Genomic DNA, 20,253 nt, shown 5'->3' with positions numbered 1-20,253 from the left:
TGTTGTCCCCCGGGTTCTGCACCCTTTGGCAGACGGCAGGCGGCAGATGGGGTGGTGGGCAGTGCGGATTACTCGCCCAGGTAGGCGGCGCGCACCTTGGGGTCGTTCAGCAGCTGCTGGCCCGGGCCGGTCATGGTGATCAGGCCCGACTCCATCACATAGCCTCGGTCGGCAATCGCCAGCGCGCGGCTCGCGTTCTGCTCCACCAGCACAATGGTCACGCCCAGAGCGTACACGTCGCGCACCACCTCGAAGATCTTGTCCACCATGATGGGCGACAGGCCCATGGAGGGCTCGTCCAGCAGCAGCACCTTGGGCTGGCTCATCAGCGCGCGACCCATGGCCAGCATCTGCTGCTCGCCGCCGGACATGGTGCCCGCCAGCTGGTCCTTGCGCTCGCGCAGGCGCGGGAAGATGGTGAACATCTTCTCGATGTCGGCCAGGATGCCCGCCTTGTCCTTGCGGATGTAGGCGCCCATCTGCAGGTTCTCGGTGATGGTCATGCGGGCGAACACGCCACGGCCTTCCGGCACCATCACCAGACCTTCCTTGACCAGATCCCAGGCGCCCTTGCCCTTGATGCTCTTGCCCAGGTACTCGATGTCGCCATCGTTCATGCCCAGGGTGCCGGTGATGGCCTTCATGGTGGTGGTCTTGCCAGCGCCGTTGGAGCCGATCAGCGAGACCAGTTCACCCTCGCGCACTTCGAAGTCCACGCCCTTGACGGCCTGGATACCGCCGTAGGCCACCTTCAGGCCCTTGACCTGCAGCAGTACCTTGTTGGATTTTTCGGCCATTCTCAATGTCCTCCGGTGCCCAGATAGGCCTCAATCACTTTTTCGTTCTTCTGCACTTCGGCCGGGTTGCCTTCGGCAATCTGCTTGCCATAGTCAAGCACGGTCACACGGTCGCACAGGCCCATCACCAGCTTCACATCGTGTTCGATGAGCAGGATGGTGCGGTTGTCGTTGCGGATGCGGTCGATCAGCTCGCGCAGCTGCACCTTTTCGGTGGCGTTCATGCCGGCGGCGGGCTCGTCCAGCGCAATCAGTTGCGGGTCGGTGGCCAGGGCGCGGGCAATCTCCAGGCGGCGCTGGTCGCCATAGCTCAGCGTGCGCGCCTTGTAGTCGGCAAACTTGCCAATGCCCACGTAGTCCAGCAGCTCCTGGGCACGCTTGGCAATGGCTGCTTCTTCGGCCTTGAAGCCCTTGGTGCGGAACACCGCGCCAAACAGGCCAGAGCCCGTGCGGATGTGGCGGCCGACCATCACGTTTTCCAGCGCCGTCATTTCGGCAAACAGGCGGATGTTCTGGAAGGTGCGCGCAATACCGGCCTTGGCCACTTCGTGCACGGCCGTGGGCTCGTAGGGCTTGCCCGCCAGCTCGAAGGTGCCCGCGTCGGGGGTGTACAGGCCGGTGATCACGTTGAAGAACGTGGTCTTGCCTGCGCCGTTGGGGCCGATCAGGCCATAGACCTGGCCACGCTTGATGGTGATTCCCACGTCGGACAAGGCCTGCAGGCCGCCGAAGCGCTTGGAAATACCGGCGACCTTCAGCACCACTTCATTGGATTTCTCTGTCATTGCTAACTTTCGGTGGTGTTCTGCTTCAGGTCTTCTGCGTCAGGCTCTTGCCGTGTTCAGGCGACGGCCACAGGCCACGGGGGCGCAGCAGCATGATGATGATCATGGCCAGGGCAATCAGCAGCTGGCGCAGGATGGCGGAGTCCAGGCGGCCGTCCGTCATGGCCTGCAGCGGGCCGGCCACGTAGCGCAGCACTTCGGGCAGGGCCGACAGCAGCACGGCACCCAGGATCACGCCGGGGATGTGGCCGATACCGCCCAGCACCACCATGGCAACGATCATGACCGACTCCATCAGGCTGAAGGACTCGGGCGACACGAAGCCCTGGAAGGCACCGAACATCGCACCCGACACACCGCCGAACGAAGCGCCCATGCCAAAGGCCAGCAGCTTCATGTTGCGGGTGTTGATGCCCATGGCCTTGGCGGCGATTTCGTCTTCGCGGATGGCCATCCAGGCGCGGCCGATGCGGGAGTCCTGCAGGCGGTAGCAGATGATCACGGAGACCACCACCAGCACCAGGAACAGGTAGTAATAGAGCGTGACGGAGTTGATGTCGAAGCCGAACACCTCCAGGCGCTTACCCAGGTCCAGGCCAAAAATTTTGACCGAGTCGATTTGGCCCAGCCCCTTGGGGCCGTTGGTCAGGTTGACGGGGTGGTCCAGGTTGTTCAGGAAGATGCGGATGATTTCGCCAAAGCCCAGCGTCACGATGGCCAGGTAGTCACCGCGCAGCTTGAGCGTGGGCGCCCCCAGCATGGCGCCAAAAAACGCCGCTAACAACGCCGCCACCGGTATCACGATCCACAGCGAGGTGTGCAGCCCGTTGGGGAACATGGCGGCAAACGCCGCAAAGTTGTCCGCGAGGTGCGGCGAGGCCATCAAGGCAAACAGGTAGGCGCCCACGGCGTAGAACGCCACGTAGCCCAGGTCCAGCAGACCGGCGTAGCCGACCACGATGTTCAAGCCCAGGGCCAGCAGCACATACAGCAGGGCCAGATCGGCAATGCGCACCCAGGCGTTGCCGAAGGATTGCAGGATCAGCGGCAGCACCAGCAGCGCCACGGCGCCGATGATCCAGTTGGTTTTGGTGTTCTTCATGGTGTGAGGCTCCTCAGGCGCGATCCGCCACACGCTCACCCAGCAGGCCCGAGGGGCGCAGCGTCAGGATGATGATGAGCACGATGAACGCAAAGATGTCGGTGTAGTGGCTGCCCAGCAGGCCGCCCGTGAGCGTGCCGATGTAGCCCGAGCCGATGGCTTCGATGAGGCCCAGCAGGATGCCGCCCACCACTGCGCCGGCCAGGTTGCCGATGCCGCCAAACACAGCCGCCGTGAAGGCCTTGAGGCCCGGCAGGAAGCCCATGGTGTGCTGGGCCGTGCCGTAGTTGGAGGCATACATGATGCCGGCGATGGCCGCGAGCACCGCGCCGATGATGAAGGTGGCCGAGATCACCATATCGGGCTTCACACCCATCAGGGACGCCACGCGGGGGTTTTCTGCCGTGGCGCGCATGGCGCGGCCCAGGTTGGTGTGGTTGACCAGGTAGACCAGCGAGGCCAGGGCCACAGCCGTCACGCCCAGGATCAGGATCTGCGTGGGGGTGATGAAAGCGCCACCGATCTGGAACGGCGAACTGGGCAGCAGCGTGGGATACGGCTTGTAGTTGGGCTTCCAGATGATCATCGCCAGCGTCTGCAGCAGGATCGACATGCCGATGGCGGTGATCAGGGGGGCGAGGCGCGGACTGGTGCGCAGGGGCTTGTAGGCCACCTTCTCGATCACGAAGTTGAGGGTAGCGGCCACCACACACGCGATGATGGTGGCCAGCAGCAGGATCATCCAGCCCGGCGCGCCCGGCATGGCGGCCTGCATCATTCCAATACAGCTCCAGCTGGTCAGGGCGCCGATCATGAGCACCTCGCCGTGGGCAAAATTGATGAGTTGAATAATGCCGTACACCATCGTGTAGCCCAAGGCTATCAAGGCGTACATGCTGCCGAGAACCAGACCGTTGATGATCTGTTGCAGCAAAATGTCCATAAGAGAAGTCCTTCGTTTGTGACGCACCCACCGCTTAGGCACCGGAATCGGTACAGCCTTGTGGGCCCGACTGCCATCTAGCAAAAAACCCGCCAGGCATTCAACTGTGCGGGTTTGTGGACGGGATTGTAGCGAGTAGTCTTCTCTGCCCCCACCCGCGCTGGGCGGGGTTTTCCCTCGGGTTTTCGTCCCATCAGCGCGCCACGCACTTCATAAGGAAAAATGATCCACGCAGGATCATTGATGTGCAAACTTATTACCGCATTGATGCAAAATCAGCATAAAGTGGCAAACACACCCGGCATGCGCCCTTTCCAGGCCCGCTGCCTCACCCCCCGTCGCTGGGGTCTGCAGCAACACCCGCTGCGGCATTGCGTACACGCAACTCGCGCAATTTCTGTGCAATCTTGATTTCGAGGCCGCGCTCCACCGGCTGGTAGAAACCGGGCTCTGGCATGCCCTCGGGCAGGTAGTTTTCGCCTGCCGCAAAGCCGCCCTCTTCGTCGTGTGCGTAGCGGTAACCCTTGCCGTAGTCGAGCTGCTTCATGAGCTGGGTGGGTGCGTTGCGCAGGTGCATGGGCACGGGCCGGGTGCCGTCCTGCTTCACCCACGCGCGCGCCGCGTTGTAGGCCTTGTAGACCGCGTTGGATTTGGGCGCCACTGCCAGGTACACCACACACTCGGCCAGCGCCAGTTCGCCCTCGGGGCTGCCCAGGCGTTCATAGACCTCGGTCGCGTCCAGTGCCAGGCGCAGGGCGCGCGGGTCGGCCAGGCCGATGTCCTCGCTGGCCATGCGCACCAGGCGACGCGCCATGTAGCGCGGATCGGCCCCGCCGTCGAGCATGCGCACCAGCCAATACAGCGCAGCGTCGGGGTCGGAGCCGCGCACCGACTTGTGCAGCGCGCTGATGGTGTCGTAGAACTGCTCGCCGCCCTTGTCGTAGCGGCGCATGCGCTCGCCCAGCACCTTGAGCAGCCACACGTCGGTGATTTCGGCGAGCTTTTCCTGCGCGGCCGCCATGGCCAGCGTCTCCAGCGTGTTGAGCAGGCGGCGCGCATCGCCATCGGCATAGGCCACCAGGCGGTCAATTGCTACGCTTTCGATAGCTGGAAAGGCTTGCTCATCGCGCGCAAGGGCCACAATTTTCTTCAAATCCTCTTCGGACAACGGCTGCAGCACGTAGACGGCAGCACGCGACAGCAATGCGGAGTTGACTTCGAACGAAGGGTTCTCGGTGGTGGCGCCAATAAAGGTGAACAGGCCCGATTCGACATGGGGCAGGAAGGCGTCCTGCTGGCTCTTGTTGAAGCGGTGCACCTCGTCGACAAAAACGATGGTGCGTTGCTGCATGAGCCCGTCGCGCGCAGCCTGCGCCTGCTCCACCGCCTCGCGAATGTCCTTGACCCCACCCAGCACCGCGCTGATGCTGATGAACTGCGCATCGAACGCATCGGCCATCAGCCGCGCGATGGTGGTCTTGCCCACGCCCGGCGGGCCCCACAGGATGCAGCTGTGCGGGCGCCCCGATTCAAACGCCAGACGCAGCGGCATGCCGGGGCCCAGCACATGCTGCTGGCCGATCACCTCGGCAAGCAGGCGGGGCCGCAGGCGCTCGGCCAGGGGCTGGTGGGTGGAGGCCTGCGCCGCTGGGGAGGTGGAGGCACTGCGTGTGGCCATGGTGGAGTCGGTCCTGTCTACATCACGCTTATCGAGCAAAAATGCTCTTTGCGCCTGACCAGCCTGCGCTGGAAGCTATATTATTTATAGCAAATCACTGCTTCACCACATCCGCCCCGGCAGGCGGCTTGAACTGGAAGCTGCTGGCGGGCAGCGCTGCATTGGCCTGCATGCCGTTAAAGCGGATCAGCGAGCGCTGGCCAAAGCTGTCCAGAATGTCGAGCGCCGCCAGCTGTTCGCCCGCAAAACCCACACGCACGCTCTTGAGCTGGCCGTCCTTGGCCTTGGGGCTGGCCAGCACCCACTGCAGGCCGTCCGCCTCGGGGGCGGCCTCCAGCGTGAATTCGGCCTTGAGCGCCGACAGGTCGGGGGCCGACGCTAGCAGCGCAGCGGGCGTGCTGCCCAGCGCCTGCGACTGCGAGCGCTGCGTGACCTGGTTCAGGTCCACGTCGTACAGCCACAGCGTTTGCCCATCGGCCACGATGGTCTGCTCGAAAGGTTTCTTGTAAACGAACTTGAAGCGCCCCGGGCGCTGGAACTCGAAGCTGCCACTCGACAGTTTGGTGCGCGCGGTCTGCCCCTCCTTCGGGGGCGATGTCACGGTCTGGGTGAAATCAGCCTTGCCCGTCTGGGTGCCTTTCATGAAGGACTCCAGGCTTTTCAGGCCGTCAGCGCTTGCTGCGCTTGCCGCAGCAGCTATCAAAATTGCAGTAGCGATCTTTTTCAACAGAAACTCCTGTGGGGTGCGGGCCGGGCTTGCCGCCCGGTCCATCATTCGCTGCGGTTGGGCACCAGCACCTCGCGCTGGCCGCTGGCCGTGAGGCCGCTCACCAGGCCTGCCTTTTCCATGTCTTCCAGCAGCCGCGCCGAGCGGTTGTAGCCAATGCGCAGCTTGCGCTGTACATACGAGATGCTCGCCTTGCGGTCCTTGAGCACCACTTCGACAGCCTGGTCGTACATGGGGTCCTTCTCGCCCCCTTCGCCACCGCCGCCGTCTCCTGACAGATCACCGTCACCGTCCACAGTTCCGCCTTCGAGCACGCCCTCGATGTAGTCCGGCTCCCCTTGTTCCTTGAGGTAGCTGACGACACGGTGTACTTCTTCGTCCGACACAAAGGCGCCATGCACTCGGATCGGCAGACCCGTGCCGCTGGCCATGTAGAGCATGTCGCCCATGCCCAGCAATGCCTCAGCGCCCATCTGGTCGAGGATGGTGCGGCTGTCGATCTTGGAGCCCACCGAGAACGCGATGCGGGTGGGGATGTTGGCCTTGATCAGGCCGGTGATCACATCCACGCTCGGGCGCTGGGTGGCCAAAATCAAATGAATGCCGGCCGCGCGCGCCTTTTGCGCCAGGCGGGCAATCAGCTCTTCGATCTTCTTGCCCACCACCATCATCAGGTCGGCCAGCTCGTCGATGATGACCACGATGTGCGGCAGGCGCTGCAGCGGCTCGGGCTCTTCCGGCGTCAGGCTGAAGGGGTTGTAGATGAACTCCTCGCGCGCCTTGGCCTCGTCGATCTTGGTGTTGTAGCCCGCGAGGTTGCGAACGCCCAGCTTGGACATGAGCTTGTAGCGCCGCTCCATCTCGGCCACGCACCAGTTCAGGCCGTGCGCCGCCTGTTTCATGTCGGTGACCACGGGCGCCAACAGGTGCGGAATGCCTTCGTAGACCGACATTTCCAGCATCTTGGGGTCGATCATCAACAGGCGCACGTCGCGTGCCTCGGCCTTGTACAAGAGCGAGAGGATCATCGCGTTGATCCCCACCGACTTGCCCGAGCCCGTGGTACCCGCCACCAGCACGTGCGGCATCTTGGCCAGATCGGCCACCACCGGGTTGCCCACGATGTCCTTGCCCAGGCCCATGGTGAGCATGCTCTTGGCCTCGTGGTAGACCTGCGAGCCCAGGATCTCGGACAGGCGGATCGACTGGCGCTTGGCGTTGGGCAGCTCCAGCGCCATGAAATTCTTGCCGGGGATGGTCTCCACCACGCGGATCGAGACAAGGCTGAGCGAGCGCGCCAGGTCCTTGGCCAGGCCCACGATCTGCGAGCCCTTCACACCCGTGGCGGGCTCGATTTCGTAGCGCGTGATCACCGGGCCGGGCATGGCCGCCACCACGCGCACTTCCACGCCAAAGTCCTTGAGCTTTTTCTCGATGAGGCGGCTGGTCATCTCCAGCGTCTCGGGCGCCACGGTTTCCTGGCGCTGCTGGGGGCCATCGAGCAGGTCTACCAGGGGTAGCTTGCTGTCGGGCATCTCGGTGAACAGGGGCTTTTGCCGCTCTTTCACCACACGCGTGCTTTGTGGCACGTCCACCAGCACGGGTTCGATGATCTGGATGGGTTCGGGGTGGTGCACCTCGCTCTCGGTGCGCTCCTCCAGCACCACGACTTCGCGCTCGCGTGCAGCCTTGCGGCCCACGGCCACATCCTTGGCCACTTCGCGTTTTGCCAGGCGTGACTGAACCAGCGCATCGATGCGCCCCCCCAGAAACTCCGCCACATGGCCCCACGAAAAGCGGAACACCAGTGCCGCCCCCAGCACCGCCAGCACAATGGCCAGCAGCCCCGAGCCGGTGAAGCCCAGCCACTTCACACTGGCAGGCCCGGTGAGGTACCCCAGCACACCACCGGCATGGCCCGGAAGGAAGGATTCAAACCGGTACAGCCGCGACCATTCCAGGGCCGTGCTGGCACACATCAGCACCACCAGGCCCAGCCAGAACGTGGCCCGGCGCACCAGCGGGCTGGCCGCCCCGGCCACAACTTCGCCCCCGCGCATCCAGCGCGCCAGCGAAGACAACCAGGCGCGCACACCCGCCGCCACACACAACCACACCGAAAAGCCCATCGCAAAATAGCTGCCGTCAGCCAGCCAGGCCCCCAGCCGCCCCGCCCAGTTGGCCACCGCGCGTGCATCCCGCGCGCCCGAGGTGGACCAGGCCGCGTCCTGGGCCGAAAAGCTGACCAGCGCCAGCAGCCAGAAAACCAGGGCCAGCAGGCCCACAAGCAGGCCAATCTCATGGCCAAAACGGGCCGCGCCCGTGCGGGGCGGCGACTTGGCCGCCGCCGATGCATTCAAGGTATTGAGGGAATAGGTCATAAGCGTGCCGGGCGAGCTTACCCCATGCATCCCGGGGTCGTGGGCCAGGGCGTGTCGCCCTAATCAGACCGCCGGAGGCGGTGCCGTCAGCCCAGCGCGCTCAGCCGATCCCGCAGCAGCGTGGCGCCGCTCGGGAGCACCTCGATGAAGCCACGTTCTTCCAGGTCCTTCATCACGCGGCTGACCATCTCGCGCGATGCGCCCACCATCTTGGCGAGGTCCTGGCGCGATATCTTGTCCTTGATCACCTGCTGGCCCTGGGCGTCGGGCACAGCAAAGTCCAGTAGGGCGTGGGCTACACGGCCGTATACATCCAGTAGCGCCAGTGACTCAATCTTGCGATCGGCATGGCGCAGGCGCTTGACCAGGCCGCGCATCACCACCAGCGACATGGAGGCGTTCTCGGTCAGGCAGCGCGCAAACTCGGCGCGGCCCAGCATCAGCACGTCGGTCTGCACCTCGGCCCGCACCGTGGCCGAGTGGGGTTCGTTGTCGATGATGCTCATCTCGCCCAGGTAGTCGCCTTGCGCCAGGGTGGCCAGGATCACCTCGCGCCCCCGGCTGTCCGAGGTCATCACCCGGGACCGGCCCGTGAGCAGGATGAAAAGGGCATTCGACTTCTGCCCCTGCTCCACCAGGGCCTCACCGCGCTTGAAACGGCGCTTGATCACCGCGCCGCTGATCACCTCAGCCTGCGCCACCGTCAGCAGCGAGAACAAGGGCACCCGGCGCAGCAGGTCCAGGTTGGACAACATCGTGGACATGCAGACATCTCCTTTCAGGGGTGCGGCTCAACCGGCGCCGCAACGGGTTATCAATCGCTTCTTACAATCGCCGTGATTGAAAAACGGGCTGCGTGCAGCCGCATCCGCCGGTTGATACTCGGCGGCTCAACCCCCAGCTTTCCCAACAGCGCCCCGTGTAGCGGGCGCAAAACACAGGCTTTTACCATGTCCACCACCCAACACGCGAAAGTTCTGATTCTCGGCTCGGGCCCTGCGGGCTACACGGCGGCCGTCTATGCGGCCCGCGCCAACCTGAACCCGGTGCTCATCACCGGCATGGCCCAAGGTGGCCAGCTGATGACCACGACCGAGGTGGACAACTGGCCTGCCGACGTGCACGGCGTGCAGGGCCCGGACCTGATGCAGCGCTTTCTGGAGCACGCAGAGCGCTTCAAAACCCAGATCATCTTCGACCACATCAACAAGGTCGATTTCAGCAAGCGCCCCTTCACGCTCACGGGCGACAGCGGCACTTACACCTGCGACGCGCTGATCCTGGCCACGGGCGCATCGGCCAAATACCTGGGCCTGCCCTCGGAAGAAGCCTTCATGGGCAAGGGCGTGTCCGGCTGTGCGACCTGCGACGGTTTCTTCTACCGTGAGCAGGATGTCTGCGTGGTCGGCGGCGGCAACACGGCGGTGGAGGAAGCGCTCTACCTGTCCAACATCGCCCGCAAGGTCACGCTGGTGCACCGCCGCGACAAGTTCAAGGCCGAGCCCATCCTGGTGGACAAGCTCCACGAGAAGGTCGCCGCCGGCAAGATCGAACTCAAGCTGTTCAACACGCTGGACGAAGTGCTGGGCGACAACACGGGCGTGACCGGCATCCGCATCAAGAGCACCAAGGACGGCAGCACGGAAGACATCAAGCTGCAGGGCTGCTTCATCGCCATTGGCCATGCCCCCAACACCGAGATATTCCTGGGTCAGCTGGAGATGGAGAACGGCTACATCATCACCCAGGGCGGGCTCAAGGGTTTTGCCACACAGACCAGCGTGCCTGGCGTGTTTGCCGCAGGCGACGTGCAGGACCATGTGTACCGTCAGGCCATCACCAGCGCGGGCACGGGCTGCATGGCCGCGCTGGACGCGCAGCGCTTCCTCGAACAAGAAGCTTGATCAAAAACTGTGCAGCAGGCTATAATTTGCGGCTTTGCTGAATTCGGCCCGTTTTTTGCGGTCCTTTCGAAACAGGCAAATCGGGTTACCGCCACCCTTTCTGGCGAGGTGAGGCCGCAAGCCAACCTGGGCACACAAGCCCAGGGTCCAGCGAGCGGCCGTTAAAAGTATCGGAGTGTCCTCATGGCACGCGTCTGCGACGTAACGGGCAAGAAGCCCATGACCGGGAACAACGTTTCCCACGCCAACAACAAAACCAAGCGCCGGTTCCTGCCGAACCTGCAATACCGCCGTTTCTGGGTCGAGACCGAAAACCGCTGGGTTCGCCTGCGTGTTTCGAGCGCTGCCCTGCGTTTGATCGACAAGAACGGTATCGACTCGGTGCTCGCAGACCTGCGTGCCCGTGGCCAGGCTTAAGGAGTAGCACCATGGCAAGCAAAGGCGGACGCGACAAGATCAAGCTGGTGTCCTCGGCGGACACCGGTCACTTCTACACCACCACCAAGAACAAGAAGACGATGCCTGAAAAGATGTCGATCATGAAGTTCGACCCCAAGGCTCGCAAGCACGTCGAGTACAAGGAAGCCAAGCTGAAGTAATTCGGCGCCGCTCCCTCAAAAAACCGCCCTTCCAGGGCGGTTTTTTTATGCCTGCAGCACAACGCGCTGCCTTCGGGAGGGCGACCTCAGGCCACCTTGCGCGGCACAGGCAGCTCCGCCATCTGGGCAGCCAGCAAACCTCCCAGCGTGCGGTAGCCCGCTTCCACCTCGGCAGTGAACGGCATGCCGCAGCTCAGCCGCAGGAAATGCTCATACCGTCCCGTGTTGGAGAACATGGGGCCCGGGGCCACGCGGATGCCGTTCTGCAACGCTTCGTCGTACAGGCGTGTCGAGGAAATGCCGAGAGGCAGCTCCAACCACAGGCTCAACCCACCTGGCGGCAAGCTCAGGCGCGTGCCCGTGGGGAAGTAGCGCGCTACGGCCCGCGCCGCCTGTTCGCGCTGGATACGCAGTTGCGCCCGCATGCGGCGCATGTGGCGCTCGTAGGCCGGGGAATCCACGCTGCGCGCGGTCAGCAGCTGCGACCAGGTCTGCATGTTGCGCGTGCGTGCGAACTTGATCATCTGCACCCGCGCCTGCCAGCGGCCTGCACTCATCCAGCCCTGGCGCAGGCCGGGCGCAAAGCTCTTGCTGAGCGATGCGCAGTAGATCACCTGGCCCGCATCGCCCGGGCGGTCCCAGGCCTTGGCAGGGCGCAGCACGTGGGGAGACTCCACAAACTCCCGGTAGATATCGTCCTCGATGAGCGCCAGCCCATGCTCCACACACAGGGCCACCAGGCGTTCCTTGTGGGCGTCGGGCATCACGCTGCCCAGGGGCATCTGCAGGTGGGGCACCACCACCACCCCCTTGAGCCGGGGCTCATTGCGCGCGGCCAGTTCCAGCGCCTCCAGCGACATGCCGGTGTGTGGACTGCTCGGAATCTCCAGCGCGCGCAGCCCCCGCACCTCGATGGCCTGCAGGATGCCAAAAAACGTGGGCGATTCCACGGCAATCACGTCGCCCGGCTCGGCCACTGCATCCAGTGCAAGGTTCACGGCTTCAGAGTTGCCGTGCGTCGCACCAATGTCGGCAGGCGCCACGCACACACCAAAGGTGAGCGCATGGCGCGCCATGGCCTGCTGGAAGTCCGGGTGCGTGGTCGGCGCCGAGGGGCCATACACCAGGATATCGGGCTGCTTCCGCAGCAGGCCATGGGCCAGCCGGTTGAGCGCGGCCGCATCAAACAGGCTGGGCGCGGGCATGGCGCTGCCCAGGTCCAGCGGCAAGGGGCCAGCACGACGCGCCTTCTCCAGAAATCCCGAAATACGCTCGTTGATACCTGCGAAGACGCGCGGGTCCTGGGCCAGGGGCTCATGCAGGTCAGGCTCGCGCGCCCCGGGCAGCGCCACACCACCCAGCTCCCGCACAAAGTAACCCACCCGCTCCCGGGCCTCCACACACCCCTGGGATTCAAGCTGGCGCAGTACCTGCAGTGCCGTCGTCAGGCTCACTTGGTGCCGCTGGCACAACTCGCGCACGGAAGGCATGCGCATGCCCGGTGTGAGGCTGCCTGCGGCGATCGCCTGTTCATACAAGGCCGCCAGCTGGCGATAGATCGGGGCGTCGCGGGACTCGGAGGAATGTGACATGGCGTGGTGCGCAGCCGTGGGACGGGCTCGGCAGCGGATCCGTGCATCGTGCCCGAACACCGCTGGCGGGTACAGGTACAGGAAAGGGGATCGAGCACCATAACAGCATTCAAAAAATCAACACTGTTCTACCCCTCTGCGCCGGTGCGTGTACCTGTTGAACCGAAGCGGCTTTTCCTACGCTAAGGCCTTCACTGCAGCCTTTTTTGTCCACCCGGAGCCCCACACCATGCCACTGCACAGCCCCTCCACACCCCCGCCACCCCTCACCCAGCACCTCGCCCCCGGCCAGGGCAACTGGATTTGCCTGGCCCCCGGCAGCACACTGCGCACCACACGAGGCGAAGTGGCTGTCCACTGGCCCCCCCAAGACTGCGGACAGGCATCGCAGACGCCACCGCCACCCACTGTGCTGAAGGCCGGGCAGCACCTGCCGTGGAGCGGGCAGGCGCAGGCCGTCTGGATCCAGTTGCACAACCCTTGGCACCGCCCCGCCGAAATCCAGCTCATGGAAGCCACACCCGCGCCAGGGCTGTGGCAGACAATCTGGTGCGGGCTGCGCGCCGCACTCCAAAGCCCCCGGAAAGCTGCCAAAGATTCCGACCATGGCGGCGCCTTGCACGCCGCGCGGTAAGCGAGAACCCCAAAAGAAAAAGGCCTTGCCAAGCGGCAAGGCCTTTGTACGGTCAAAGCAAGCCGCGTCAGGCTTGCGCCGCCCGCAGCCGCAGAGAGAACTCACGCAACGCGGAAATACCGCTTTCTTCCGCCCGGCGGCACCAGGCCTGCAGGTCGGCCGTGAGCTGCTCACGCGATTGGGAGGTGTTCAGCCAAAGCTGGCGCAACTCTTCGCGCATGATCACCATCTTGTCGAGCGCTGGGTGCGCGGCGCGCGCCTGGGCCAGTTGTGGCAGCGCGATGGCCGGAATCTTCTCGACATCGCGGGGCAACCAGCGCTTGGCGGCTTTCAGCACCGAAACATCCGCCTGACGCGCCTTGAGCGCAGCAATTTCTTCCTTGCACGCCTGACGCACACCCCGGGCATAACCGGCCATGACCTCGTAGCGGTTGGCGATCAAGGCCTCCAGGGTTTTCTCATCGGCCACGGCTTTCACATCGCCCAGCTGCAGCTTGGGCGGCACCTTCTTGACCGTGGCCCAGCCCACTTTTTTCATCAGGCTGATGTAGACCCAGCCAATGTCGAACTCATACGGCTTGACCGAGAACTTGGCCGACGTGGGGTAGGTGTGGTGGTTGTTGTGCAGCTCTTCACCGCCAATGATGACGCCCCAGGGCGACAGGTTGGTGCTGGCATCCTGCGCCTCGAAGTTGCGGTAGCCCCAGTAATGGCCCACACCATTGACCACACCGGCCGCCCAGAAGGGAATCCACAGCATCTGCACTGCCCACACGGCGGCACCCAGGGCACCGAACAGGGCCAGATCGAGCACCAGCATCAGGCCCACGCCCTGCCAGCCAAAACGGGTGTACACGTTGCGCTCCATCCAGTCATCGGGCGTGCCATGGCCGAACTTCTTGATGGTTTCCATGTTCTTGGACTCGGCGCGGTACAGCTCGGCACCGCGCCACATCACGGTATCCAGGCCACGCGTCTGCGGGCTGTGGGGATCATCCACGGTTTCACACTTGGCGTGGTGCTTGCGGTGGATGGCCACCCACTCCTTGGTGACCATGCCCGTGCCGATCCACAGCCAGAAGCGGAAGAAATGCGAAGGAATGGCGTGCAGATCAAGCGCGCGGTGTGCCTGCGCGCGGTGCAGAAAAATCGTGACCGCCGCAATGGTGATGTGGGTCGTCGCCAGGGTGTACAGGACGATCTGCCACCAGGCCAGGTTCCACAGCCCATGGCCCAGCCAGTCAATGGCAGCGTTCAGCACAGCCCAATCGGGTAACAGCATATTCAACAAAAGCCTTACTACAAAGAACCCGCTCACCAGCGAAGCAGGTCACCCATTTTAAAGTGACACCCCTTTGAAAAACCGGGGGCATCCATAGGATTTACGCTGATTTAGAGGGCATTCTCAGCGCATCTGTCGCCAACTGGTCATATCCCCAAGTTGGTGCAGACGAGCCATCCCTCAGCGCTTGCGGGTCCAGACGGCTGCGAAGAAACCGTCGGTCTGGTGCAAATGGGGCCACAGGCGCAGATAACCACTGCCGGATGCGCCTCCGCTGCACAGCCCCTGGGCACCTTCAACCTTGAGCTGCGCCAGCAGCTCACCCGCATCGAGCAGCTCAAAATCCGGGTGCGCGGCGCTGAAGGCTTCGGCGATCGCCTCGTTCTCCTCGGGCAGGATGCTGCAGGTCGCGTACACCAGCCGCCCGCCCGGCTTGAGCAGGCGTGCCGCACTGGCCAGGATCGAAGTCTGCTTGGCGGTCAGTTCCTCCACCGCCTTGGGGCTTTGGCGCCACTTGAGGTCGGGGTTGCGCCGCAGGGTGCCCAGGCCGGAGCACGGAGCATCCACCAGCACGCGGTCGATCTTGCCCGCCAGGCGCTTGACGCGCTCGTCGCGCTCGTGCGCGATCGCGGCCGGGTGCACATTTGAGAGGCCACTGCGCGCCAGGCGGGGCTTGAGCGCGTCCAGCCGGTGGCCCGACACGTCGAACGCATACAGCCGCCCGGTGTTGCGCATGGTCGCACCCACCGCCAGCGTCTTGCCCCCCGCGCCCGCGCAGAAATCCACCACCATCTCGCCGCGCTTGGCATCAAGCAGCAGGGCCAGCAGCTGCGAGCCTTCGTCCTGCACCTCGATGGCACCGCGGGTGAACGCATCCAGCTTGGTCAGCGCGGGCTTGTCGTCAATGCGCAAACCCCAGGGCGAATACGGCGTGGGCTGGGCCTTGATGCCGGCCTTGGCCAGCTCCTTTTGAACATCGGCACGTTTGTCCTTGAGCGCATTGACGCGCAGGTCCAGCGGCGCGCTCTGGGCCAGGCTGCCCACCAGGGGCCAGAAGCCGTCGCCCAGTTGGTCCTTGAGGGGCTTGACCAGCCATTCGGGCAGGTTGTGGCGGTGGCGCTCCATCAAGTCGTCCGCCGTGACGGCGTCGCACTGATCCAGCCAGTTCTTCTCCTGGTCGGTCAGTGCCGCCTTGAGGAAATCGCGCGGGCCATAAAAGCCCAGGATGGCCAGGCGCCGCTCTTTGGGGCCCGAGCCCGACGGCGCCATGTGGTCAAACAGCAGCTTCTTGCGCAGCACGGTGTAGACCGTTTCAGCCAGCGTGGCGCGCTCGCGGGGCCCCAGGCCCCGGTTGTCGCGGAAAAAACGCGACACCACCGCGTCGGCGGGGTGTTCAAACGTGAGGGTGAGCCTGACCAGTTCGGCGCAGGCGTCGAGAAGAACTTTGGGATGCATCCCCCGATTGTCCCATTCCCTGCCGCGTCGGCTGCGCCCGATCTCCCCGCGTGCCGCACGGCAAGGAAGGGGGTGACAAAACCGCTCCGGGTACGGCTTTTACGTCAACGGGTGTAGATGGGCTCGAACGCCGAGCGCTGGATCTCCTGCAGCGTGGGTGATTCACCGGCCCACAGCACGAGCGCGGGGCCGGGCAGGCTCAGGTTGCGCTCCAGCGCACGGCACAGGTGGTAGCGGCTTTCGTCGTCCATGCCTGGCAGCTCCACAAACACCAGGTAGGCCCTGCGCTGTGGGTGTTCGCGCAGGTTCTTGCGCACCAGCCAGCAGCGGGCCAGCGGGGCACAGCGGGCCAGTTCGGACTGCAGCTCAGCCAGCTCGAAAGAACTCAGGTCGTTGCGCGTGATCTGGCTGAAGAACGAGGTGCCCGACAACTCTTCCCAGGCACGCTCTTCCGATTCCTGGGCGCGCTCCAGCCGCTTGCGCCATTGTTTGAACGCGGCGGCGTCGTGGTCCAACCCCAGGCGCGGGGTTTCCAGCTCGGCCAGCGCCGTGCGTGCGGCCCAGTAGCGGTCGCTGCTGCCCGCCTCCCACACCCGGTTCAGCAGCGCCAGCTTGGCTTCGCGGTCGCCCTCGGGCAGGCAGGGCACCAGCCCGCGCAGGGCGGCCGGGTAATCGGTGCTGCGCTCCAGCGCCAGCTCGTACAGGGCACGCACATCGGCATGCGGGTCCAGGTGGCGCTTCAGGCGGGCCAGCTCCACCAGGTCGGCAGCACTGCTCTGCGCCGTGGAGGCACCCAGGGCCTCGGCGCGGGCGCGCACGCGGCCGAGCCAGGCGTGGTGTTGCTTCCACTCGGTGGCGTTGTCGCGGCACCATTGCTTGTCGAAATGGGTCACCCAGCGTTTGGCGTCGGGGCCCAGCAGGGCCAGGGCGTTGCCTCGCGACCAGTCCGGCACGGTGGGCGTCGCGTCCAGCGCCTCGATGCGGTCACGCAGGCCGGGGTGGGTGTCGTCCACGCTGCTCAGGCGCTTGAGGGCCTGGCGCAGCGCATCGTTGGCAAACACGGCGTCGGGGGCCTTGGCCAGCTGGCGGCGCATGCTGCGGTAGGGGCCCACCGGTACCGGGTTGTCGGCCGCCACACACCAGTGGTTGCCCCAGAACTCTGCCTGCAGCCAGGCGCCCCGGATCTCGATCTCGGCCAGGGCGGCGGCCGTCACGTCGCGGCCCAGCAGCTTGCCCGCAATGCGGTCGGCTTCGTACTCATCCTGGCGGGCCAGCGCAAAGGTCTTGGCAGAAAAGCGCGGAAAGTACCAGCGCATGAAGGCCTGTGTGGCGGCAGCCACCGGGCCTTCATCGTCGGCCAGGCTGTGGTTCAGGCGCATCCACGACAGGCGCGTGCGGTAGATCCAGGCGGCAAACCGGCCGTGGTCGCCGCGCAGGTGCCCGTATTCATGGGCCAGCACGGCCAGGAAACGCGGCCGGTCCAGCGCCATCAACAGGGGCAGGCCAATGCTCAGGTGGTTGACGGCGCCGCCCAGCAGGCCAAAACGCGGCAGTTGCTGGATGCTGGCGTTGAATTCGTCGGTGAGCGTGACCTTGTGGAGGGGCGGCCCCTTGATCTTGCGGCGGATGCGCGCCAGGGCCTCGAACAGGTCAGGAGCGTCCAGCGCTGTGATCTCCACCCCGACAGGCTCGTCAAACCGCACCCACAAGGCCCGCAGGCTGACCCAGAGCAGGCCGCCCGCCCCGAGCAGGGCCCACACCAAGGCAAAACGAAAGCGGCCCTGCAGCAGCTGCGGCACCACCCACAGCAAAATACCCACGGCCAGCGCCAGGCACCCCAGCACCCACGCATAGCCCAGCGCCGCAAACGCCGCCACACTGCGGCGGTACGCTCGGCTGTTGTCGGCACTGGCATGCTCGCTCATGCGCACCAGATGCACAAAATCTGCCTGATCCACGGACGTCCCTCACTCTTGCTTGATTTTTATCAGACGCCATCCTAACCACTCGTACCCTTCCCCCACCACCATGACCGACGACGACCTGCCTGCACTCCTCCACACGCCCCCGGGGCTGTACCGCCACTACAAGGGCATGCTCTACGAGGTGATTGACACCGTGCGCCACAGCGAGACGCTGGAACCCATGACGCTGTACCGCGCGCTGTATGGGCAACGCGGCCTGTGGGTGCGCCCTGCCGCCATGTTTGAAGAGCAGGTGCTCATCGATGGCGTGCTGCGGCCCCGCTTTGAAAAGTGCGGCGACGCCACCGAAGCGGGCTGAGCCTGGCCCCCGTCACACCACTCTGCGCGGAAAAATGGCCGCCGCTACCAGCCCGCCACCTGCGGCATTGCGCAACACCAACTGCCCGCCATGGCGGCGCGCAATGTCGCTGGCAATGGTGAGCCCCAGCCCCGCCCCGCCGCTCTGGCGGTTGCGCGAGGCCTCGACGCGGTAGAACGGTTCCATGACCCGTTCCAGCTCTTCAGCAGGCAAACCGGGGCCATGGTCCCGTACCTCGATGGTCAGCGCATCAACCGCATCGTGCAGCGTGACCTCGGCACTGCCGCCGTAGCGGATCGCGTTGCCCACCAGGTTGTCCAGACAGCGCCGCAGCGCCACGGCCTGCACCCGCAGCGGGGCCGCCTGCCCCGCCACCGTGACCCGGTGGCCCATGGCGAGCTGGTCATCGGCCAAGCTGTCTACCAGGGCCTGCACATCCAGCAGCACCCAGGCCTCGGCACCCGCCACGCCACGCAGGTAGTCCAGCGTGGAGGTGATCATGGTGTCCATCTCGGCAATGTCGCGGCGAAACAGCTGCTGCGCGCGGGCATCGCCCAGGCTTTCAGTGCGCAGGCGCAGCCGGGTCAGCGGCGTGCGCAGATCGTGCGACACCGCCGCCACAAACCGGTCACGCTCGGCCAATTGCTGGCGGATGCGCGCCTGCATCTGGTTGAACACACGGCTGGCGTCGCGACATTCCAGCGTTCCGTCCTCGGGCAGCGGGGGCCGGTCGATATCACGGCCCAGCTCTTGCGCGGCCGTGGCCAGCCGGTGCATGGGGCGCGACAGCCAGCGTGCGGCCCACCAGGCCACAGCCACCAGCGCGGCCAGGCGCACACTGATATCGAGCAACAGGCCCAGTTGCAGCGAGGGTGGCGCATCCAAAAAACCGGGTCGCTGGCCTCCCGGCCCGGGCCCGGGCGGTGGCATGGGCCGCCCATCGACTGCCGCCGCGGGGGGCGGCGGGCCAGGCGGGTGCTCGGGGTGCGCCGGGCGCAGCTCAAACATCAGCGTGAGCGCCAGCACATGGCTCACGATCACCGCCACGATGAGCAGCAGCGCAAGCCGGCCAAACAAGGTGTTTGGCAGCCAGCGCTGCAGCGCCACACGCCAGCGTGCCGCCATCAATGAGGCCATCAGTGGGGCCACCCCACCTGCCCCTGCAGCGACTGCACATTGAACAGGTAGCCCGCGCCGCGCACGGTGCGGATCATCGAAGGCGAGCGGGGGTCGTCCGAAAGCTTGCTGCGCAGGCGCGAGACCAGCAGGTCGATGCTGCGCTCAAACGCATCCATCGCCCGGCCCCGGGCCTGCTCCATCAGCTGGTCGCGGCTGAAGACGCGGCGTGGCATGCGCAAGAAGGTGCAGAGCAGGCGGAATTCGGCGTTGGACAGCGGCACCACCACGCCCTGCGGGGATACCAGGTGCCGCTCGATGCTGTGCAGCGTCCAGCCATCAAAGCGCACCACCTCGTCGGGCCCTTGCCGGGCCGGTGCGGTGTCGCCCGCCATGCGGCGCAACACCGTCTGGATGCGGGCCACCAGCTCGCGCGGCTCGAAGGGTTTGCCCATGTAGTCGTCAGCCCCCATCTCCAGGCCCAGCACGCAGTCGTAGGGGTTGGCGCGGGCGGTCAGCATGATGATGGGCACCCGGGAGCGCTCGCGCAGCTCGCGCGCCAGCGTGATGCCGTCGGTGCCGGGCAGCATCACATCCAGCACCACCAGGCCGATGGGGTGCGCCGCCATCTGGGCGCGCATCGACGGCGCATCGCCCGCCGCGTGGGCGGCGTAGCCAAAGCGGGCAAGGTATTCGGTGAGCAATGTGGTGATCTCGACATCGTCGTCCACCACCAGGATGTGTTGCATGGGCAGGCACAGGCGCAAAAAAAACGCCCCAAAAGTACGCACCAAGTTTAGGCAGCCGCCCCCACGCGCTCGGGGCAATCTGGCGGGCAATTGCCCCCTTGTTCGGGCCTTGCAGGCGCCCTTTGTACCGGCCTTGGTACAAAGCAGACAAACCCCGGAGACATGCCCACCCAAGAATGGACGCGGGCCATGGCTGAGGGCTTCCGCTGTGGGGGACCAGGCACCG

At 65.1% G+C, this 20,253-nt stretch carries 19 protein-coding genes; 5 read left to right on the top strand and 14 right to left on the bottom strand.

Going from position 1 to position 20,253, the window contains the following annotated elements:
- Positions 1-68 precede the first annotated feature (68 nt).
- The 8 genes from ACYZGB_RS09900 to ACYZGB_RS09865 form a co-directional block, all read right to left on the bottom strand.
- Positions 69-797: an ABC transporter ATP-binding protein gene (locus ACYZGB_RS09900; RefSeq protein WP_094285393.1), complete on the bottom strand. Its 729-nt coding sequence runs from the start codon at positions 795-797 to the stop codon at positions 69-71.
- A gap of 2 nt (positions 798-799) precedes the next feature.
- Complete coding sequence (locus ACYZGB_RS09895; protein ID WP_063461308.1) at positions 800-1,582, bottom strand: ABC transporter ATP-binding protein; 783 nt, start codon at positions 1,580-1,582, stop codon at positions 800-802.
- 25 nt (positions 1,583-1,607) lie between these two features.
- Positions 1,608-2,684, bottom strand: coding sequence for an ABC transporter permease subunit (locus ACYZGB_RS09890; protein WP_137746072.1), 1,077 nt, complete (start codon positions 2,682-2,684; stop codon positions 1,608-1,610).
- A gap of 13 nt (positions 2,685-2,697) precedes the next feature.
- Positions 2,698-3,627, bottom strand: coding sequence for a branched-chain amino acid ABC transporter permease (locus tag ACYZGB_RS09885; RefSeq protein ID WP_462388056.1), 930 nt, complete (start codon positions 3,625-3,627; stop codon positions 2,698-2,700).
- Positions 3,628-3,955: 328 nt separating this feature from the next.
- Positions 3,956-5,305, bottom strand: coding sequence for a replication-associated recombination protein A (locus ACYZGB_RS09880; protein WP_462388055.1), 1,350 nt, complete (start codon positions 5,303-5,305; stop codon positions 3,956-3,958).
- Between the two features lie 94 nt (positions 5,306-5,399).
- On the bottom strand, positions 5,400-6,032 hold the full coding sequence (lolA, locus tag ACYZGB_RS09875) for an outer membrane lipoprotein chaperone LolA (protein ID WP_462388054.1): 633 nt from the start codon (positions 6,030-6,032) through the stop codon (positions 5,400-5,402).
- Between the two features lie 44 nt (positions 6,033-6,076).
- Entirely contained in the window at positions 6,077-8,413 is a 2,337-nt protein-coding gene (locus tag ACYZGB_RS09870) for a DNA translocase FtsK (protein WP_462388053.1), read from the bottom strand.
- An 86-nt stretch (positions 8,414-8,499) separates the two neighbouring features.
- Positions 8,500-9,177: a Crp/Fnr family transcriptional regulator gene (locus tag ACYZGB_RS09865; RefSeq protein WP_462388052.1), complete on the bottom strand. Its 678-nt coding sequence runs from the start codon at positions 9,175-9,177 to the stop codon at positions 8,500-8,502.
- 186 nt (positions 9,178-9,363) lie between these two features.
- Between ACYZGB_RS09865 and trxB the strand changes: the two genes are divergently transcribed.
- The 3 genes from trxB (at position 9,364) to rpmG (ending at position 10,916) form a co-directional block, all read left to right on the top strand.
- Positions 9,364-10,317 (top strand): thioredoxin-disulfide reductase, encoded by a 954-nt coding sequence (gene trxB, locus ACYZGB_RS09860; RefSeq protein WP_462388051.1) that lies wholly within the window; start codon positions 9,364-9,366, stop codon positions 10,315-10,317.
- Between the two features lie 183 nt (positions 10,318-10,500).
- The gene (rpmB, locus tag ACYZGB_RS09855; RefSeq protein WP_010463481.1) at positions 10,501-10,734 is read left to right on the top strand and encodes a 50S ribosomal protein L28; all 234 of its coding nucleotides are present in this window, start codon (positions 10,501-10,503) and stop codon (positions 10,732-10,734) included.
- Positions 10,735-10,745: 11 nt separating this feature from the next.
- Positions 10,746-10,916 (top strand): 50S ribosomal protein L33, encoded by a 171-nt coding sequence (gene rpmG / locus ACYZGB_RS09850; RefSeq protein WP_063461314.1) that lies wholly within the window; start codon positions 10,746-10,748, stop codon positions 10,914-10,916.
- Positions 10,917-11,002: 86 nt separating this feature from the next.
- Here rpmG and ACYZGB_RS09845 read toward each other — a convergent pair whose 3' ends face one another.
- Positions 11,003-12,508, bottom strand: coding sequence for an aminotransferase-like domain-containing protein (locus ACYZGB_RS09845; RefSeq protein ID WP_462388050.1), 1,506 nt, complete (start codon positions 12,506-12,508; stop codon positions 11,003-11,005).
- A gap of 229 nt (positions 12,509-12,737) precedes the next feature.
- Between ACYZGB_RS09845 and ACYZGB_RS09840 the strand changes: the two genes are divergently transcribed.
- Positions 12,738-13,142: a hypothetical protein gene (locus tag ACYZGB_RS09840; RefSeq protein ID WP_462388049.1), complete on the top strand. Its 405-nt coding sequence runs from the start codon at positions 12,738-12,740 to the stop codon at positions 13,140-13,142.
- A 67-nt stretch (positions 13,143-13,209) separates the two neighbouring features.
- On the opposite strand, the gene ACYZGB_RS09835 is transcribed toward ACYZGB_RS09840, so the two are convergent.
- From ACYZGB_RS09835 to ACYZGB_RS09825, 3 genes are all read right to left on the bottom strand, one after another.
- On the bottom strand, positions 13,210-14,424 hold the full coding sequence (locus tag ACYZGB_RS09835; RefSeq protein ID WP_462388048.1) for a DesA family fatty acid desaturase: 1,215 nt from the start codon (positions 14,422-14,424) through the stop codon (positions 13,210-13,212).
- A gap of 180 nt (positions 14,425-14,604) precedes the next feature.
- Positions 14,605-15,879 carry an RsmB/NOP family class I SAM-dependent RNA methyltransferase gene (locus ACYZGB_RS09830; protein ID WP_462388047.1) on the bottom strand — a complete coding sequence of 425 codons (1,275 nt, stop codon included), beginning with the start codon at positions 15,877-15,879 and terminating at the stop codon, positions 14,605-14,607.
- 104 nt (positions 15,880-15,983) lie between these two features.
- On the bottom strand, positions 15,984-17,837 hold the full coding sequence (locus ACYZGB_RS09825; RefSeq protein ID WP_462388046.1) for a M48 family metallopeptidase: 1,854 nt from the start codon (positions 17,835-17,837) through the stop codon (positions 15,984-15,986).
- A gap of 70 nt (positions 17,838-17,907) precedes the next feature.
- On the opposite strand from ACYZGB_RS09825, the gene ACYZGB_RS09820 reads away from it, so the two are divergent.
- Complete coding sequence (locus ACYZGB_RS09820; protein WP_462388045.1) at positions 17,908-18,162, top strand: DUF1653 domain-containing protein; 255 nt, start codon at positions 17,908-17,910, stop codon at positions 18,160-18,162.
- A gap of 12 nt (positions 18,163-18,174) precedes the next feature.
- Here ACYZGB_RS09820 and ACYZGB_RS09815 read toward each other — a convergent pair whose 3' ends face one another.
- The gene (locus tag ACYZGB_RS09815; protein WP_462388044.1) at positions 18,175-19,299 is read right to left on the bottom strand and encodes an ATP-binding protein; all 1,125 of its coding nucleotides are present in this window, start codon (positions 19,297-19,299) and stop codon (positions 18,175-18,177) included.
- Positions 19,299-20,027 (bottom strand): response regulator, encoded by a 729-nt coding sequence (locus ACYZGB_RS09810; protein ID WP_462388043.1) that lies wholly within the window; start codon positions 20,025-20,027, stop codon positions 19,299-19,301. The genes ACYZGB_RS09815 and ACYZGB_RS09810 overlap by 1 nt, the downstream gene beginning before the upstream one ends.
- Positions 20,028-20,253 lie beyond the last annotated feature (226 nt).

The organism is Acidovorax sp. Q11 (assembly GCF_054950075.1).
This window is presented reverse-complemented; position numbering and strand designations above follow the sequence as displayed.

Coding starts and splice junctions, on each gene's coding strand:
- ACYZGB_RS09880 (WP_462388055.1), bottom strand. CDS start 5,305: ATGGCCACACGCAGTGCCTCCACCTCCCCAGCGGCGCAGGCCTCCACC.
- ACYZGB_RS09870 (WP_462388053.1), bottom strand. CDS start 8,413: ATGACCTATTCCCTCAATACCTTGAATGCATCGGCGGCGGCCAAGTCG.
- ACYZGB_RS09890 (WP_137746072.1), bottom strand. CDS start 2,684: ATGAAGAACACCAAAACCAACTGGATCATCGGCGCCGTGGCGCTGCTG.
- ACYZGB_RS09810 (WP_462388043.1), bottom strand. CDS start 20,027: ATGCAACACATCCTGGTGGTGGACGACGATGTCGAGATCACCACATTG.
- ACYZGB_RS09845 (WP_462388050.1), bottom strand. CDS start 12,508: ATGTCACATTCCTCCGAGTCCCGCGACGCCCCGATCTATCGCCAGCTG.
- ACYZGB_RS09885 (WP_462388056.1), bottom strand. CDS start 3,627: ATGGACATTTTGCTGCAACAGATCATCAACGGTCTGGTTCTCGGCAGC.
- rpmG (WP_063461314.1), top strand. CDS start 10,746: ATGGCAAGCAAAGGCGGACGCGACAAGATCAAGCTGGTGTCCTCGGCG.
- ACYZGB_RS09830 (WP_462388047.1), bottom strand. CDS start 15,879: ATGCATCCCAAAGTTCTTCTCGACGCCTGCGCCGAACTGGTCAGGCTC.
- ACYZGB_RS09865 (WP_462388052.1), bottom strand. CDS start 9,177: ATGTCCACGATGTTGTCCAACCTGGACCTGCTGCGCCGGGTGCCCTTG.
- rpmB (WP_010463481.1), top strand. CDS start 10,501: ATGGCACGCGTCTGCGACGTAACGGGCAAGAAGCCCATGACCGGGAAC.
- ACYZGB_RS09815 (WP_462388044.1), bottom strand. CDS start 19,299: ATGGCCTCATTGATGGCGGCACGCTGGCGTGTGGCGCTGCAGCGCTGG.
- ACYZGB_RS09820 (WP_462388045.1), top strand. CDS start 17,908: ATGACCGACGACGACCTGCCTGCACTCCTCCACACGCCCCCGGGGCTG.
- ACYZGB_RS09900 (WP_094285393.1), bottom strand. CDS start 797: ATGGCCGAAAAATCCAACAAGGTACTGCTGCAGGTCAAGGGCCTGAAG.
- trxB (WP_462388051.1), top strand. CDS start 9,364: ATGTCCACCACCCAACACGCGAAAGTTCTGATTCTCGGCTCGGGCCCT.
- ACYZGB_RS09895 (WP_063461308.1), bottom strand. CDS start 1,582: ATGACAGAGAAATCCAATGAAGTGGTGCTGAAGGTCGCCGGTATTTCC.
- ACYZGB_RS09840 (WP_462388049.1), top strand. CDS start 12,738: ATGCCACTGCACAGCCCCTCCACACCCCCGCCACCCCTCACCCAGCAC.
- ACYZGB_RS09835 (WP_462388048.1), bottom strand. CDS start 14,424: ATGCTGTTACCCGATTGGGCTGTGCTGAACGCTGCCATTGACTGGCTG.